The organism is Variovorax palleresanus (assembly GCF_051144945.1).
In the GTDB taxonomy this organism is placed as follows: Bacteria; Pseudomonadota; Gammaproteobacteria; order Burkholderiales; family Burkholderiaceae_C; genus Variovorax; species Variovorax paradoxus_S.
On record NZ_JBJNVP010000002.1, the window covers coordinates 5,096,361 to 5,111,885 of the forward strand.

Annotated in this window: 16 protein-coding genes and 1 tRNA gene; 8 read left to right on the forward strand and 9 right to left on the reverse strand. The window is 67.6% G+C overall.

All coding sequences use genetic code 11. The annotated features are described in order from the left end of the window. The first annotated feature begins 118 nt into the window (after positions 1-118). The 5 genes from ACJ7Z0_RS27935 to ACJ7Z0_RS27955 all read left to right on the forward strand — a co-directional run bounded on the left by ACJ7Z0_RS27935 (position 119) and on the right by ACJ7Z0_RS27955 (position 4,839). Positions 119-889 (forward strand): IclR family transcriptional regulator domain-containing protein, encoded by a 771-nt coding sequence (locus ACJ7Z0_RS27935; RefSeq protein ID WP_369656277.1) that lies wholly within the window; start codon positions 119-121, stop codon positions 887-889. A gap of 53 nt (positions 890-942) precedes the next feature. Continuing rightward, on the forward strand, positions 943-1,602 hold the full coding sequence (locus ACJ7Z0_RS27940) for a response regulator (protein WP_431131077.1): 660 nt from the start codon (positions 943-945) through the stop codon (positions 1,600-1,602). Next, a complete protein-coding gene (locus tag ACJ7Z0_RS27945; RefSeq protein ID WP_434792453.1) occupies positions 1,599-2,930 on the forward strand; it encodes an ATP-binding protein in 1,332 nt (443 codons plus the stop codon). Before ACJ7Z0_RS27940 ends, ACJ7Z0_RS27945 begins: the two co-directional genes overlap by 4 nt. 102 nt (positions 2,931-3,032) lie before the next feature. Continuing rightward, a complete protein-coding gene (locus tag ACJ7Z0_RS27950) occupies positions 3,033-4,505 on the forward strand; it encodes a DegQ family serine endoprotease (RefSeq protein ID WP_434792454.1) in 1,473 nt (490 codons plus the stop codon). A 31-nt stretch (positions 4,506-4,536) separates the two neighbouring features. Next, on the forward strand, positions 4,537-4,839 hold the full coding sequence (locus tag ACJ7Z0_RS27955; RefSeq protein ID WP_369656274.1) for a hypothetical protein: 303 nt from the start codon (positions 4,537-4,539) through the stop codon (positions 4,837-4,839). Positions 4,840-4,841: 2 nt separating this feature from the next. Here ACJ7Z0_RS27955 and ACJ7Z0_RS27960 read toward each other — a convergent pair whose 3' ends face one another. Further along, complete coding sequence (locus ACJ7Z0_RS27960) at positions 4,842-5,798, reverse strand: helix-turn-helix transcriptional regulator (protein WP_434792455.1); 957 nt, start codon at positions 5,796-5,798, stop codon at positions 4,842-4,844. An 88-nt stretch (positions 5,799-5,886) separates the two neighbouring features. Here ACJ7Z0_RS27960 and ACJ7Z0_RS27965 point away from each other — a divergent pair, with 88 nt between their 5' ends. Then, positions 5,887-6,291: a GFA family protein gene (locus ACJ7Z0_RS27965; protein WP_434792456.1), complete on the forward strand. Its 405-nt coding sequence runs from the start codon at positions 5,887-5,889 to the stop codon at positions 6,289-6,291. Positions 6,292-6,377: 86 nt separating this feature from the next. On the opposite strand, the gene ACJ7Z0_RS27970 is transcribed toward ACJ7Z0_RS27965, so the two are convergent. Next, complete coding sequence (locus ACJ7Z0_RS27970) at positions 6,378-6,593, reverse strand: hypothetical protein (RefSeq protein WP_434792457.1); 216 nt, start codon at positions 6,591-6,593, stop codon at positions 6,378-6,380. Positions 6,594-7,166: 573 nt separating this feature from the next. On the opposite strand from ACJ7Z0_RS27970, the gene ACJ7Z0_RS27975 reads away from it, so the two are divergent. After that, positions 7,167-7,403, forward strand: a complete 237-nt coding sequence (locus tag ACJ7Z0_RS27975; protein ID WP_434792458.1) for a hypothetical protein — start codon at positions 7,167-7,169, stop codon at positions 7,401-7,403. Positions 7,404-7,476: 73 nt separating this feature from the next. On the opposite strand, the gene ACJ7Z0_RS27980 is transcribed toward ACJ7Z0_RS27975, so the two are convergent. From ACJ7Z0_RS27980 to ACJ7Z0_RS28005, 6 genes are all read right to left on the reverse strand, one after another. Beyond that, positions 7,477-7,552: transfer RNA gene (locus ACJ7Z0_RS27980), tRNA-Asn, on the reverse strand. A 90-nt stretch (positions 7,553-7,642) separates the two neighbouring features. After that, on the reverse strand, positions 7,643-9,805 hold the full coding sequence (locus ACJ7Z0_RS27985) for a TonB-dependent siderophore receptor (RefSeq protein WP_434792459.1): 2,163 nt from the start codon (positions 9,803-9,805) through the stop codon (positions 7,643-7,645). Between the two features lie 10 nt (positions 9,806-9,815). After that, the gene (gene thiE / locus ACJ7Z0_RS27990) at positions 9,816-10,748 is read right to left on the reverse strand and encodes a thiamine phosphate synthase (protein ID WP_434792460.1); all 933 of its coding nucleotides are present in this window, start codon (positions 10,746-10,748) and stop codon (positions 9,816-9,818) included. Continuing rightward, positions 10,745-11,566, reverse strand: coding sequence for a thiazole synthase (locus ACJ7Z0_RS27995; protein ID WP_434792461.1), 822 nt, complete (start codon positions 11,564-11,566; stop codon positions 10,745-10,747). Before ACJ7Z0_RS27995 ends, thiE begins: the two co-directional genes overlap by 4 nt. 36 nt (positions 11,567-11,602) lie before the next feature. Then, entirely contained in the window at positions 11,603-11,806 is a 204-nt protein-coding gene (gene thiS / locus ACJ7Z0_RS28000; RefSeq protein WP_434792462.1) for a sulfur carrier protein ThiS, read from the reverse strand. Further along, the gene (locus ACJ7Z0_RS28005) at positions 11,803-12,894 is read right to left on the reverse strand and encodes an FAD-dependent oxidoreductase (protein ID WP_434792463.1); all 1,092 of its coding nucleotides are present in this window, start codon (positions 12,892-12,894) and stop codon (positions 11,803-11,805) included. The genes thiS and ACJ7Z0_RS28005 overlap by 4 nt, the downstream gene beginning before the upstream one ends. A 140-nt stretch (positions 12,895-13,034) precedes the next feature. Between ACJ7Z0_RS28005 and thiD the strand changes: the two genes are divergently transcribed. Continuing rightward, a complete protein-coding gene (thiD, locus tag ACJ7Z0_RS28010) occupies positions 13,035-13,895 on the forward strand; it encodes a bifunctional hydroxymethylpyrimidine kinase/phosphomethylpyrimidine kinase (RefSeq protein ID WP_434792464.1) in 861 nt (286 codons plus the stop codon). Here the strand turns inward: thiD and ACJ7Z0_RS28015 are convergent. Beyond that, positions 13,849-15,195, reverse strand: coding sequence for a purine-cytosine permease family protein (locus ACJ7Z0_RS28015; protein WP_434792465.1), 1,347 nt, complete (start codon positions 15,193-15,195; stop codon positions 13,849-13,851). The two genes, thiD and ACJ7Z0_RS28015, sit on opposite strands and share 47 nt — an antisense overlap. Positions 15,196-15,525 lie beyond the last annotated feature (330 nt).

The following is a 15,525-nucleotide window of genomic DNA, read 5'->3' on the forward strand; positions in this document are numbered from 1 at the left end:
GTTGAGGTTTTCGCAAGCGTAGGTCGTTCGGGGCAGCCTGGCGCGGCGCTTTGCGAGGCACTGTGCGATCATGCGAGTGGCTGCGCGATGATCGCGCAACACTTCGTACCTTGACCGGATGACCATCGCCAAAGCCGACTTCATCGAGGGCATTGCCAAGGGAATGGCCGTGCTCGAAAGCTTCGACACCGAGCGCCAGCGCCTCAACGCCACCCTGGCGGCCGAGCGCGCCGGACTCACGCGCGCCGCCGCCCGCCGGCACCTGCTCACGCTGGCCCACCTGGGCTACCTGGAGACCGATGGCAGCTATTTCTGGATGGCGCCCAAGGTGCTGCGCTTCTCGGGCAGCTACCTGGCGTCGTCACGCCTGCCGCGTGCGCTGCAGCCCACGCTCAACCGGCTCGCGGCACAAACCGGGGAGTCTTTCTCGGCCGTGGTGCTCGACGGCGAAGAGGTGGTCATCATTGCGCGCAGCGGCAGCTACGGCACGCCGACCCGCGTGCTGGCGTACGGCCTGCACCTTGGCGCCCGCCTGCCGGCGCACGCCACGTCGACCGGGCGGGTGCTGCTCGCGGCCATGGCGCCGGCCCAGCTCACGCAGTGGCTCAAGGGGCGCCACCTCGCGCGGCTCACGCCCAACACCACCACCCAGGCGCGCAGCCTGCGCCAGCTGGTTTCCCGTGTGCGCAAGAACGACTACTGCTTTGCCAGCGAAGAGCACGAGCTCGGCGTGCAGGCGCTCGCGGTGCCGCTGCGCGACATGCAGGGCCACACGGTGGCCGCGCTGAACGTGGTGCTTTCGGGCACGCGCTACCAGGAAGAGACGCTGCAGCGCGAGATGCTGCCGCTGCTCTTCGAGGCGGCGCGCGAGGTCAGGTCGCTGCTGTGATCTGAACTTCCGCGCTGCCGCTGCCTCGAATCCCGAAAACGCACACCACAACCATGCGACTCCTGCTTCTCGAAGACGACGTGATGATCGGCGAAGCCGTGCTCGACCTGCTGCGCGCCGAGCAATACGCCGTGGACTGGGTGAAAGACGGCGATGCGGCCGAGTCCGCCTTGCGCACCCAGCAGTACGACCTGGTGCTGCTCGACCTGGGCGTGCCGCGCCGCGACGGCCTCGAGGTGCTGCGCAGCCTGCGTGCCCGCAAGCAGCGCATGCCCGTGCTGATTGCCACCGCGCGCGACTCGGTGCAGCAGCGCATCGAAGGGCTCGATGCGGGCGCCGACGATTACGTGCTCAAGCCCTACGACCTGGACGAACTGCTGGCCCGCATCCGCGCCTTGTTGCGCCGCGCCGCGGGGCGCGCCGAGCCGGTGTACGAGCACATGGGCGTGAGCATCAACCCCGCCACCCGCGAGGTCATGGTGGGCGGTCAGCCGGTGGTGCTGTCGGCGCGCGAATGGGCCGTGCTCGAGCCGCTGATCGCGCGGCCCGGCATGGTGCTGTCGCGTGCCCAGCTCGAGGAAAAGCTCTACAGCTGGAAGGACGAAATCAGCAGCAACGCCGTCGAGGTCTACGTGCACGGCCTGCGCAAGAAGCTCGGGGCCGAACTGATCCGCAACGTGCGCGGCGTGGGCTACATGGTGCCGAAGGCATGATGCGCGCGCTGACCGGGTCGCTGCGCGCGCGCTTGCTGTGGTTCCTGCTTGCGGCCATCGTGCTTGCTGCCGGCGCGCAGGCGCTGGTGGCCTACCGCACGGTGTTGAAAGAGGCCGACGACATCTTCGACTATCACATGCAGCAGATGGCGCTCTCGCTGCGCGCCGGCCTGCCGCCGAGCGCGGCGGTCGGCGGCATCGGCAGCGGGGAGCAGAACTTCGATTTCGTGGTGCAGGTGTGGACCGCCGACGGCGTGCGCATCTTCGAATCCGCCGAGCAGGCGGCGTTGCCGCAACTGGCGGTGCTGGGCTTTGCCGACGTGCGTGCGCGCGGCACCACCTACCGCGTGTTCTCGATGCAGACGAGCGGGCTGGTCATTCAAGTGGCGCAGGACATGGCGGCGCGGCGCAACATGGCCGGGGCGCTGGCCCTGCGAACCATTGCGCCGGTGGCGTTGATGGCGCCGCTGCTCATGCTGGTCGTCTGGTGGGTGGTGAGCCGGTCTCTTGCGCCCGTGGCACGCGTGCGCAAGCAGGTTGCCTCCCGGCAGGCCGACGATCTTTCTGCCGTGAGCGAGGAAGACCTGCCCGATGAGGTGCGCCCGCTGGTGCAGGAGCTCAACCTGTTGTTCGACCGGGTGCGCCACGCCTTCGATGCGCAGAAGCACTTCGTGGCCGATGCGGCGCACGAGCTACGCTCCCCGCTCGCCGCGCTGAAACTCCAGGTGCAGGGCTTGCAGCGCGCGCCCGATGCCGCAGCGCGCGATCTGGCCGTGAGCCGGCTGGTCGCGGGCATCGACCGCGCCACGCGGCTGGTCGAACAGATGCTGGCGCTGGCCCGGCACGAGGCCAGCATGGCCGCCGGTGCCAAGTCCCAGCCGGTCGACCTTGCCGAAGTGGCGCGCCTGGCCATCTCGGATGCGGTCGCAGCCGCGCAGGCCCGGGGCATCGACGTCGGGGTTTCGCATGCCGACGCCGGCGCCGTGGTGAACGGCCAGCCCGAGGCGCTGCGCATGCTGCTGCGCAACCTGATCGACAACGCCGTCAAGTACACGCCGGAACAAGGGCGCGTCGACGTCGCTATTGCGATGAACGGTGCGGCGGTGGACCTCAGCGTGGACGACAGCGGGCCGGGCCTCCCCGAGGAAGAGCGCGCGCGCGTGCTCGACCGCTTCTATCGCTCGGGCGAGCCGCAGGCGCCCGGAAGCGGGCTCGGCCTCGCGATCGTCAAGTCGATTGCCGACCTGCACGGCGCCACGGTGGTGCTCGCTGCCTCGCCGAGCCTGGGCGGGTTGCGGGTGCTGGTGCGCTTTCCCTCCAAGGCCTGAAGGCCTTCGAGCACCGGGCCGCGGTTTAAGCCGCGCTTAAGCCAGTGCACCGACATTCCTTTCATCGTGTTGCGCACAGACGCATTGAAAGGAAAACCAGAAATGAACACCCGCCTCACTTCTCCCCATGCCCTGGTCATCGCCTTGGCGACCGCCGGGGTGATCGGTGCCGTCGGTGCCGGCGCCTACACCAGTGCCCGCGCGGTGAATGCGCCGACCAACACCGCGAGCGTGGCGCCGGCCGCGATGGTGACGCTGCCCGACTTCTCGACCATCACTTCGCGCGATGGCCCCGCGGTGGTCAACATCAGCGTGACCGGCACCGCGAAGGCGTCCGACGCCGAAGCCGCGGCCGAGATGCAGGGCATCGACCCGGACGATCCGATGCTCCAGTTCTTCCGCCGCTTCCAGGGCCAGATGGGCCCGCGCGCCCAGCAGCGCGAAGTGCCGGTGCGTTCGCAGGGTTCGGGTTTCATCGTGAGCCCCGACGGCATCATCATGACCAACGCGCACGTGGTCAAAGACGCCAAGGAGGTCACGGTCAAGCTGACCGACCGGCGCGAATTCCGCGCCAAGGTGCTCGGCGCCGACGCCAAGACCGACATCGCGGTGCTCAAGATCGATGCCAAGAACCTGCCCACCCTGGCGCTCGGCAACACCAAGGACCTGAAGGTCGGCGAATGGGTGCTGGCCATCGGCTCCCCGTTCGGATTCGAGAGCACGGTCACCGCCGGCGTGGTGAGCGCCAAGGGTCGTTCGCTGCCCGACGACAGCTACGTGCCGTTCATCCAGACCGACGTAGCGGTGAACCCCGGCAACTCCGGCGGGCCGCTGCTCAACACGCGCGGCGAGGTGGTCGGCATCAACTCGCAGATCTACAGCCGCAGCGGCGGCTACCAGGGCGTGTCGTTCGCCATTCCGATCGACGTGGCGGTGCAGGTGAAGGACCAGATCGTCGCGACCGGCAAGGCCACGCACGCGCGCCTTGGCGTGGCGGTGCAGGAGGTGAACCAGGCCTTTGCCGACTCCTTCAAGCTCGACAAGCCCGAGGGCGCGCTGGTCTCGAACATCGAGAAGGGCGGCCCTGGCGACAAGGCCGGCCTGAAGGCGGGCGACGTGATCCGCAAGGTCGACAGCGAGCCCATCGTCTCGTCGGGCGATCTGCCCGCGGTGATCGGCCAGCAGGCGCCGGGCAAGAAGGTGACGCTCGAAGTGTGGCGCCAGGGCGAGCGCCAGGAGATTTCCGCCAGGCTGGGCGATGCGAGCGACAAGCCCGCGCAGGTCGCGAAGAACGACAGTGCGGCGGGCCAGGGCAAGCTCGGCCTCGCGCTACGGCCCCTGCAGCCGCAGGAAAAGCGCGAAGCCGCGATCGAGAACGGCCTGCTGATCGAAGACGTTGCGGGACCGTCGGCCCTGGCCGGGGTGCAGGCGGGCGACGTGCTGCTGGCCATCAACGGCACGCCCGCCAAGACCCTGGAGCAGGTGCGCGAGGTGGTGGCCAAGGCCGACAAGTCCGTGGCGCTCCTGATCCAGCGCGGCGAAGACAAGATCTTCGTGCCGGTGCGAATTGGATGACGCCCCGTCCCAGGCGCCAGGACGAAGAAACGTGAGCTCATCGACCGGCGGCCTTTCGGCGCACATCCTGCCCACGTCGGCCACCATGATCGGCGTGTGCATGACGGTGATGTCGATCGGCCACCTGGGCCCGCGCGACGATCTGCGGCTGCTCATCGACCGCATGCTGGCCATCGATGCACTGGTCTTCCTGGCCAGCGCGCTCTTGTCCTTCATCTCGATGCGGTCGCGCAGATCGGGTGTTCGGCTGGAGGCCTGGGGCGAGATGGTCTTCATCGCCGGGCTCGCACTGCTGGCGCTGGGCGCCGTCACGCTGGCGTTTGCCTTGCGCTGAGGCTAACGCCGCGCGGCCTTGTCGAGCCGCGCCGCCACCAGCGCGAGATGCCCGACCAGTTCTCTGGGCGACTCGATCTCGAAATCGTGTCCCAGGCAGGCCAGCCACACGGCCAGCGCGTCGAGCGAATTGGCGCCGGTCTCGATGCGTGTGCGGCTGTCGTCCACGGCCTTTGGCATTCCGCCGACCCAGGCCATGTGCGCCTCCAGCGCCTCGATGGGCGCGTGCACCACCACGCGCGCATGGTGCAGAAAGGGCGACACCGCGAGCGCATGCTGCATGTAGGCCTCGACGTCGCCATGGGGCAGCCTTCGGGCCGTGAATCGGGCACCCGTAGGGGCGGGGTCGACGATGCGGTCGAGGCGGAAAGTGCGCCAGTCCTGGCGCGCCGTGTCCCAGGCCAGCAGGTACCAGCGCTGCCCCGTCTGCACCACGCGATGCGGCTCCACCGTGCGGGCGCTGGCGGCGTCGTGATGGTCGCGGTAGTCGAAGCGCAGCTCCAGCCTTTCGGTGCAGGCCTCGGCCAGGAGCGACACGGCCTTCAGCCGGACAGCCGGCTTGCCGCGCATCACGGGCACCACCGATGCGCGCACGCTTTCCAGCCGCCGCCGAAGCCGCGGCGGCATCAGTTGCTCCAGCTTGGCCAGCGCGCGCATCGACGCGGTTTCGATGTCGCCCAACGCCCCGCCGGCCGTGCCGCCCAGTCCCAGCGCCACTGCAATGGCCTCTTCGTCTTCGAGCAGCAGCGGCGGTAGCGACGTGCCGGCACCCAGGCGGTAGCCGCCGGCGACGCCGGAGGTCGAGTCGACCGTGTAGCCCAGGCTGCGCAGCCGGTCGACGTCGCGGCGCAGCGTGCGCTCGGTGATCTCGAGCCGGGTGGCCAATTCGGCGCCGGTCCATGAACGTTGGGCCTGGAACAGCGACAGGAGCCGGATCAGGCGTGCGGAGGCAGACAACATGGGTTGAATGATGCCTCTGATCGAGGACAGAATCTGTCCGCAATGGGGCTTAGCCTCGGATCTTCTCCACTCACACGGGACACGACCCATGAAGAAGATATACAGCGGAAGCTGCCACTGCGGCAAAGTCCGGTTTCAGGCGGACATCGACCTGGGCGAAGGCACCGGCAAGTGCAACTGTTCCATCTGCACCAAGGCCAGGGCGTGGGGCGCCATCGTCAAGCCCGAGGCCTTTCGGCTCGTGTCAGGCGAGCGGGAGCTTTCGGTCTATCAGTTCAACACGCACAGCACCGAGCATTTGTTCTGCCGGCATTGCGGCATCCGGCCGTTCGGCCGCGGCAATGTGCCGGAGATCGGTGGTGCCTACGTCAGCGTGAACGTCGCTTGCCTGGATGACGCCACAGCCGATGAACTGGCTAGCGCGCCGGTTCGCTACATGGACGGGCGCAACAACAACTGGTTTGAGGCGCCAGCCGAGACGAGGTATTTCTAGGCGGCAACCGAATCGGCGTGCGGGCCTGCCGATGGCGGCGCCCGCATGCGACGCGGGTTGGGTTCGAGAGGGGAGGCCGGCTGCGCCTACAGCTCCTTGCTGCCGGCGTCGTTGTCAGGAACCTGCGCATCGAGTTCGTCCTTGATCGTCCTGTCTCCGCGGATGGCCAGATACAACACGGCACCCAGGCCAAGCACGACGACGAAGATCACGGCGAAAAAGCCGCTCCCCAAGATCCACCACCAAAACAAACCGCTCGCAAGAAGCAGAAGCGCAACCAAGAGTAAAGAGTTCAAGTGCATGCACCGCGCTGATAGGACGTTGGCGGTAATGTACGCGGCGTTGGCTGCTCCATGCCTGACTTTGGGTCTGGGACATACCCTCTTTTCGGGTTTTCGTGATGTCCACTACACGCGATGCACTAGGCGGATCCAAAGTAGCGGGCGGCGACGCGGCCCAGGTTGGTGATTTCACTCACCGTTGCGCAGAGAGGCATGGGGCTGTGTGGCGGTGAGAACGCGACCTTGATGTACCCGGCGTCTCGCAGATCCTTGAGCCGGTCTATTTCGGACGGACTGGAGAACTGCACTGGCAACCGCGATGCCAGGATCTGGGTGAAAAGCGCATACGCCAAGTTGCATCTCCCGAGTCAAGGGGAAATTGGGCGACACGCCGTCGCCCGGGCTTCGACCTGGATCGGTGCGAGCCTGTAACCCGTTCACCCATCCGGTCCGGAAGATACCCTGGTCGATGCGTCCTATCGATTCCACGTCCGGCATAGGCCTCGGCCAGGCCGATGCCCGCCGCAGAAGGCTCAAAGAGGGTACTCATGAGGGATTTCTTCCGCGCGGACTGCGGCCTATGCTTTCGCGACCATGACCGCATCCCTGATGGATTTCGATCTGCCGGAGGGCTGGAGCTGCGCGGTGGAACTCGAGCTCACGCCTGAGGGCGTCTATGCTGGACGGGCCGAACTTCGGCACGAATTCACGCAGTGCTGCGTGCTGGTGGTGACCCAGCAGCCGACCCGTGAAGCCGCACTCGAATGCATGAAGTTTCGCGCCGCTCGTTTCGTGGAGGAATGGAACTCCAGGTTGGCGCAGCCCATGTAGACGATGTGCCCCAAAAGGAAATGCCCCGTCACCTTTTGAGTGACGGGGCATCCAGAGGCCTTGCGGCTTGTAGTGGCTCCTCGACCTGGGCTCGAACCAGGGACCTACGGATTAACAGTCCGGCGCTCTACCAACTGAGCTATCGAGGAACAAGCCTCAGATTATAGCGTGATTTTTTGAGCCTTTCGAGTGCACCCATACGGCCGCAATAAATTTCCGAAAAATTTTTGAGCGCGTGTTCAGAGCGACACGCTCAACCCGAGGCGCAGCGTGCGCGGTGCGCCGGGAAAGAGGTAGACATGGCCGAACTGGTAGGGCGATTCTTTCCAGTAGCGGCGGTCGAACAGGTTGTCGATGGCGAGGCTCCAGCTTGTCTGAACGCCGCGCAACTTGGTGTCGTAGCGCAGCACGGCATCGACGCGCGTCCATGAGGGCAGCGTGATCGAACCATCGGCCAACACGTTGCGCCGGCCCTCATGCGACAGCTGTCCCAGCAGTTCGAGACCGGGCACCGAGGCCACGCGATAGCCGGCCTGCGCGCGCAGCACTTGCTTGGGCACGTTGGTGGGCGACTGGCCATTGATGGCAGGCTCGGCGGTGCTACCGCGGCGCTTGGCATCGATCAGCGTGACGCTGCCGCCTAGACGCCAAGGCCCCGTGTTCCATTGCGCGCCCGCCTCGAGTCCGCGGTGCACCGCGCTGCCATCGTAGCGGCCATCGCAGGGCGTGATGAAGAGCCGGTTGCAGGCGTCGAGATTGGTCATCGGCCGCTTGATGTCGAACCACGCGAGCTGCCAGTTGAATGCATCGCCGCCGCCCTTGAGTCCCAGTTCCCATTGGCGCGACGTCAGCGCGGGCAACGCCTGGCCCGCGTTGCTGTACTGGTCGCCCCTGTTCGGCACGACCTGCGATTCGACGCCCTTGCCCCAGCTCGCGTAGGCGAGCAATCCGGGCCGGATCGCATAGCTGGCGGCGACCCATGGCGTGGTCACGCCTTGCTTGTAGCCGGTGGGGTTGGAGCCGTCGTTGCTGATGCTGCTTCGGTCGAGCCGCGTATGACGCACGCCGAGCCAGGTGGTGAAGCGGTCGTTCCAGCGGATCGCATCCTGCACCGACAGTTCTGTCGAACGCTCGTCGCGGTTGGTCTGCGGTGTGATGGCGTCGGAGTTTGGCGGCACCACGGCCGTGGCCCAGACGTTGCCGGTGCCGACGTAGTTGTAGGCCTGGTTCTGGAAGCGGTTGCGCACGCGGCTCGCGAGAAGGCCGAAGCCCAGCTCGTGCTTCACGCTGCCGGTCATCACGTTGCCCTTGAGGTTGAGGCTGCCTGCAGTTTGCGTGCGCCGCTCGTTCTCGCTGCGAAAGTCGTAGAAGTCGAAGGTGCCGTCGGAGCAATAGCGGTCGAAGTTGCCTTCGGCGCCGCAGCCGAAGGCGTAGGCCAGGCGGTCATCGGACTTGAGCCTTTGCTGCCCGATCTGCGCGCTCCAGCGCCAGTCGGCATTGAGTGCCTGGCTGAAGCGCACGCTGCCGGTCAGTGCATTGAACTCCGAGGGCTGCGACCACGGCTGGTTGTTGATGTTGATTTTTGGATCGACCGGCGGGGGCAGCGTGTTGCCCAGCAGGCTGAAGCCGTTCTGGCTCGGCTGCGTCTTGTGGCTGCGCTCGATCTCGAACTCGAGCACCGAATCGCGCGTGATGCGCCAGTCGCCCGCAAGCGAGAACATGTTGCGGTTGCCGTCGAGGTTGTGCGTCAGCGGCTTGAGGTTTTCGTTCGCCACGTTGAGGCGATAGCCGAATTCGCGGTTGGCGCCGAAGCGGCCACCCAGGTCGATCGCGCCGAGCACGCTGCCGCGGCTGGTGGTTTCGAGGCGCAGCGTGCGCAGGTCCTGCTCGGTCGGCCGCTTCACGACGTAGTTGACCAGCCCGCCCGGCGCGCTGGTGCCGGCCTGGATGCCGCTGGTGCCGCGCAGGATCTCGATGCGCTCCTTGTTGTCGAGCGGGATCGATGTCTCGGCGCTGATCGGCAATCCCTCGCGCCGGTAGTTGAAGCGGTTGTCCAGCACGAAGCCGCGCACCGTCAGGTAGTCCCAATAGCCGGCCGAGTTGTAGGCATCGGTCACCGAAGAATCGAATTGCGTGAGGTCCGCAAGCCGGCGCGCGCCGCTCGCGCGAAGCTGCGTGCTGTCGATCACCGTGGCCGACAGCGGCAGTTCGCGCAGCGGCACGTCGCCGAAGCCGCTCACCTCGGCTTGCGGTGCCGCATTGCTTTCGTTCACCGTGACGGCGGGCAATTCGGTGGGCTGTTGGGCCTGCGCGCCGCAGGCGGCCAGAAGGAGGGCGGCAGCCACTGCGTGCGAGATGGGCGACAGCGGCCGTGCGGGAAAGGGGATTTGTTTTTTTGTCATCTTGTCTTGTTCATGCGGAGGCCGCGCCCATGGCGGTCATCCATTGCGCGGCCGTGGCCTCGGGATCTTCTGCGGTGACCAGCGCGCGCACCACGGCCACCGAGCCCACGCCCGTGGCAAGCACCTCGGGCAGTCGCACCGCGTCGATGCCGCCGATGCCCACCTGCGGATAGCCGCGCAACAGGCGCGCATAGGCGGCGAGCCGCGCAACGCCCTGCGGGGCCGTGGCCATCTTCTTGAGGGTGGTCGGATAGACCGCGCCCATGGCGATGTAGCTCGGGCTCACCGCATCGGCGCGCACCATCTCGGCATAGCCATGGGTGCTGACGCCGAGCCGGAGGCCCGCATCGCGGATCTGCCGAACCTGCTCGGTCGCGAGCGCATCGAGGTCTTCCTGGCCCAGGTGAACGCCGTAGGCGCCGGCGGCGATCGCCGTCTGCCAGTGGTCGTTGATGAACAGCAGGGCACCTGTGCCACGGACGGCATCGACTGCCGCATGCACTTCGCGCTCGACGGCCGCCGCGTCGTCAGACTTGAAGCGCAGCTGCACCGTGGGAACGCCCGCGCGTGCCATGCGGCCGACCCATTGCGCATCGGGCAGCACCGCGTAGAGGCCGAGCCGTTGGGGGCAGGGCGCAAAGGCGTCGTCGCGCGCCGTGGGTGGAAACGCGCGCATGCCGAAATCGGCCGGAGTCTCGGGCCACTGGTTCGCATCGAACGCGCCGGTTCGCGCTGTCTGCGCCTGCCACGCTCGTGCCAGGCATTCGGCATCGATCTCGATGAAGCCCAGCGCGATGCAGGCCTGCTTCGCGCCGCGATACACGGGGTCGTCGGACGAAAAGCTGCCGGCCGAGATAGCCGCGGCCGTGATGGCGCCGAAGCGCAGCCCGTGGGCCGCAACGATTGCATGTGCCACGGCGCGGGCGTCGTTTGAAGCGATCATGGTGCGTGATGCCAGAAGGGCGTGCCGAGCACCGGCGTGCTCGGTTGAGCGGAGTCTTGCGCGGCCATGGCGCCGGCACGATGAGCGGAGCGGCCGGCCTGAACGGCATCTGCGAAGGCGCCGGCCATCGCCACTGGGTCTTGCGCGAGCGCGACGGCCGTGTTGAGCAACACGCCGTCGTAGCCCCATTCCATGACCTGGCAGGCATGCGAGGGCAGTCCCAGTCCCGCATCGACCAGCATCGGCACGCTCAGCCGCTCGCGCAGCAACTGCAGCGCGTAGGGATTGACCGGGCCGCGGCCGGTGCCGATGGGTGCGGCCCATGGCATGACGGCCTGGCAGCCCACATCGACCAGCCGCTGGCACAGCACGAGGTCTTCGGTGCAGTAGGGCAGCACCTGGAACCCGTCGCGAATCAGCTGCGACGCGGCGTCGACGAGGTTCAGCGTGTCGGGCTGCAGCGTGTAGTCGTCGCCGATCAGTTCGAGCTTGATCCACGGCGTGTCGAAGAGCTCGCGTGCCATCTGCGCCGTGGCGATCACTTCCTGCACGCTGTGGCAGCCGGCGGTGTTGGGAAGCACGGGCACGGCGAGGCGGCGCAGCAGTTCCCAGAAACCGTTGCCGCTGTCGCTCGCACCCGGGCTCGCGGCCTGGCGGCGCAGCGAGGCCGTGAGCATGGCGGGCCTGGCGCGCTTCACTGCGGCTTCGAGCAGGTCCGGCGAGGGGTAGCGCGCGGTGCCCAGCAGCAGGCGGCTCTGGAAGGTCTGGCCGTAGAGAACCAGCGGATCGTTGTCCGGCACGGAAGATGTGGTTGTCATGGTGTGTGTTGTCTCCATCTCTGTGGGTCGTCTGGATCAGCCACCAGTCACGGGGCGGATCACTTCGATGCGGTCTTCGGGCTGCAGCGCGCGGCCCGCATGGGCCGAGCGCGGCACGAACTCCCGGTTCACGGCCACCGCGAACGGCGGCACGGCATCCAGTGCGGCGAGCGCGTCGGCCACCGTGGCGCCGTCCGGCAGCGTGAATGGCTTGTTGTTGATCAGGACGTTCATCGTCATGCTTGGGATGTCTCCAGGCCAAGGGTCTGCGCAAGCGCCGAGCGGCCGTGCACGAGCAGCTCCATGGCGGCGTCGAGCACGGCGGGCGCGATCATGAAACCGTGGCGGTACAGGCCGTTGATCTGCAGCACGCGCGGGTGCGGCTGGCGAATGGCGGGCAGGTTGTCGGGCAGCGTGGGTCGGCACTGCGTTGCAATCTCGAGGATGCGAGCCTCCGCGAAGCCGCTGTGCACCGCGTAGGCCGCGCTCAGCAGTTCGAGCGTGGAGCGCACGCTGGCGGGCGACATGTCGTCCGACTCGATCTCGGTCGCGCCGATCACGAACACGCCGCCGGGCTTGGGTGCGATGTAGAGCGGATAGCGTGGATGCACCAGCCGCGTGGGCCGCTGCAACGTCACCTCGGGCGCATGCACGCGAACGACTTCGCCGCGCACGCCGCGCAGTGCATTCCACTGCGGGCGGGCGCCAAGGCCGCGGCAGTCGATCACCCAGTCGGGCTGGCCCGGCGTGCCCGGAGAAAAATCGCCCGGTTCCCGTGGCGACTTCCAGTGCAGCGTGACCTCGGGATTGGCCCGCAGCGTCGCGAGCAATGACGAGAGCAGGGCGCGATTGTCGAGCTGGCCTTCACCCGGAAGAAACAAGCCTTGTGCGAAGCGCTGGCCGAGCGAAGGCTCCAGCGCGGCAACGCCGGCACCATCGAGCGTTTGCATGGCGGCGAGTTCGGGCACCTCTGCACCGGTGCGGGCCAGCACGCGCGCGAGCCGCGCGGCTTCGGCGGCGTCCTGCCGGTGCCACAGCACCAGCGTTCCTTCGCGTTGAAAGAACACCGGCTGTGCCAAGGGCGCCAGCAGTTCGGGCCAACGCAACAGCCCGTACTGCCCCATGCGCACGACAGGCACCGGAGCCACGGCCGATTCGGCCAGCGGCGCGAGCATGGCAGCCGCCACGCGTGCGGCCGCGCCTTCGGCTTCCGGGCTGCCGGCTTCGAACAGCTCGACCTTGCAGCCGGCCTGTGCGAGCTTGACCGCAAGCAGCCGGCCCATGAGGCCCGCGCCGAGGATGGCGGCGGATTGAAATGGCAGGCTCATGGCATTGCTCCTTCCCCCTCTGGGGGAAGGCCGGGATGGGGGTAGCCAGAGCGCACAACGGATACGCCGCTTGCCCCCACCCCAACCCTCCCCCGGGAGGGGAGGGAGCAAGACAACGCCAGTCGCCGATAATTTTCGGCATGACCCAAGCACTTTCCGACGACGCGGCGCAAGCGCCCCTGCGCTATGTGCGCGTGCTCTCGATCGCCGGCTCCGACAGCGGCGGCGGCGCCGGTATCCAGGCTGACCTGAAGACCTTCGCGGCGCTGGGCTGCTACGGCATGACGGCCATCACCGCGCTCACTGCCCAGAACACGCTCGGCGTGTCGGGCATTCACAGCGTGCCGGCGGCTTTTCTCAAGGCGCAGATCCAGGCCGTGGTCGAGGACATCGGCGTCGATGCGGTCAAGCTCGGCATGCTGCATGCGCCCGAGGTGGTCGAGGTGGTGGCCTGGGCCATCGATCACTACCGGCTGCCCAACGTGGTGCTCGACCCGGTGATGGTCGCCACCAGCGGCGACCGCCTGATCGCTTCGGAAACCGTGCAGGTCCTGGTGCGCGAATTGTTCCCGCGCGCCGTGGTCGTGACGCCCAATCTCGACGAAGCCGCCTTGCTCATCGGCCATGCCATCGACGGCATTGATGCGCTCGACGGTGCGGCCGACGAATTGCTGGCGCTCGGTGCGAAGGCCGTGCTGCTCAAGGGCGGGCACCTGCCTGGCGATGACGTGGTCGACGTGCTGCTGCAGGCAGGCGGCACGCGCAAGCGCCTGGCCTCGCAGCGCATCGCAAGCCGCAACCTGCACGGCACGGGCTGCACGCTGTCGTCCGCCGTTGCGGCGCATCTGGCGCTGGGCTTCGGGTTGCCCGAGGCCGTCGAACGCGCGCGTGCTTACGTCATCGGCGCCATGGCGGCCGGGGCGGATGTGCATGTCGGCGCAGGCCATGGTCCGCTCAACCACGGCTTTGCGCCAGTGCCGACGCACCGCCTGCCGTCGTAGACGTGGGCTTGGGCCGGCTGATCCAGGCCAGGAGGAATGTGGCCGCCAGCGTCGGCAGCGCCGAGCCGAACTGCGGCGCCCACTTGGCGCAGGCGTGATAGGCCGCGATGCCCGCAATCCAGATCAGCGCCGCGCCCAGGTCAACCCGGCGTGTGCCGCTCGATGAAATGGCTTGGCCCGTGCCCAGCCGCCCCAGGATCACGCCGTAGAGCGGCACGAACACCGAACTCAGCATCAGCAAGAACGGCTCGAGCGTGTGCATCGGCAGCACCAGCGCCAGCGCGGTGCACAGCGCCGCCAGCAGCAGGCCCCAGCGCCGCACGCTCCAGCGCGGCAGCAGGCTGTGGGTCGATACCGAGCCCGAGTACACGTCGCCATAGGCGTTGTCGAGTTCGTCGATGAGGATCAGGCCGAGCGCCACCAGGCCGCCTTGGGCGAGCAGCAGGGCGGTGACCAGACCGGTGCCCGGCTCCGCCACGCTCACGACCATCACGCCGAGCGAATAGCACCAGATGTTGGCCAGCGCGTAGCCGAGCCAGGTGCCGGTGAATGCGCTGCCGAGGCCGCGTTGCCCGCTGGCGTTGCGTTTGCCGTGACGCGCATAGTCGGCCACCAGTGGCAGCCACGACACCGGCATCGCAATCACCAGGTCGAGCGCGCTGAACATGCCCATGCCGCCGGCTCCCGGCCGCGCCCAGAAGGCGTCCAGCCCCTTGGCCTGAAGCCGCGTCGCGAACTGCCAGGTGAGCCACAGCAGAGACAGCACCACCAGCGGCAGGCCGAAGCGGCTGACGAAACGCCGCACCAGCTTGACCATGGAACCCGCGAGCAGCGCCAGCAGCACCGCGCCCCAGAGCAGCGTGGTGAGGGCGTCGCCCAGTGGTCCGGTGAGCGTCAAATCGAACGCCTGCTGGCCGATGGCCTGCGTGCCCTCGCGCATGATGACGAGCTCGAAGGTGGTCCAGCCCACCAGCTGCACGATGTTGAGCAGCACCGGCAGCCGCGCAAAGGCGCTGCCGTAGGTGGCGTGCATCAGCCCGGCGCTTGCCAGGCCGCTTTCGCAGCCCAGCCGCGCGGTCCAGGCCAGCAGGCCGGCGCCCAGCAGGGAGCCCAGCACGATGGCGATGGCCGCGTCGCGCGTGCCGACGGCCGGCACCAGGTAGGCGCCGATCTGCATCACCAGCAGCCCTACGCCCAGGCTGAACCAGAGCGAGGCGTGGTCGTGCCAGCCGAACACGCGCTGCGACGCGGGCAGCGGCGTCAGCGCCTCGTTGGCGGAAGAAAAGTCGTCGTGTGCCATCCAGTTGCTCCAATGCAAAAGGTTTGGCAGGTGGGCGAGGCTCCGGCAGCGGAGCCATCGCGCGAGACAACGCGACAGGCCGCCGGACCAGCTTCCCTGCGCGAGGATTACCTCGGACCTCCTAAGTAAACAAAGGAGATGCAATCAGGTTCAAAGGGACTTTCTCAGCAGGGACGGCAAGCCGCCCTAGCACCCCTAGCGAACGAGTATTTTAGGCTCCCACGCCGCGAGCGGCTCGAAAAGTTGCGGCACACGACAGAATTTGGCGGCGGATTCACCCGTTAACCGCCGCTCGCTGAAGCGGTCGCCTGAGACACCCCCCTTTGCCGC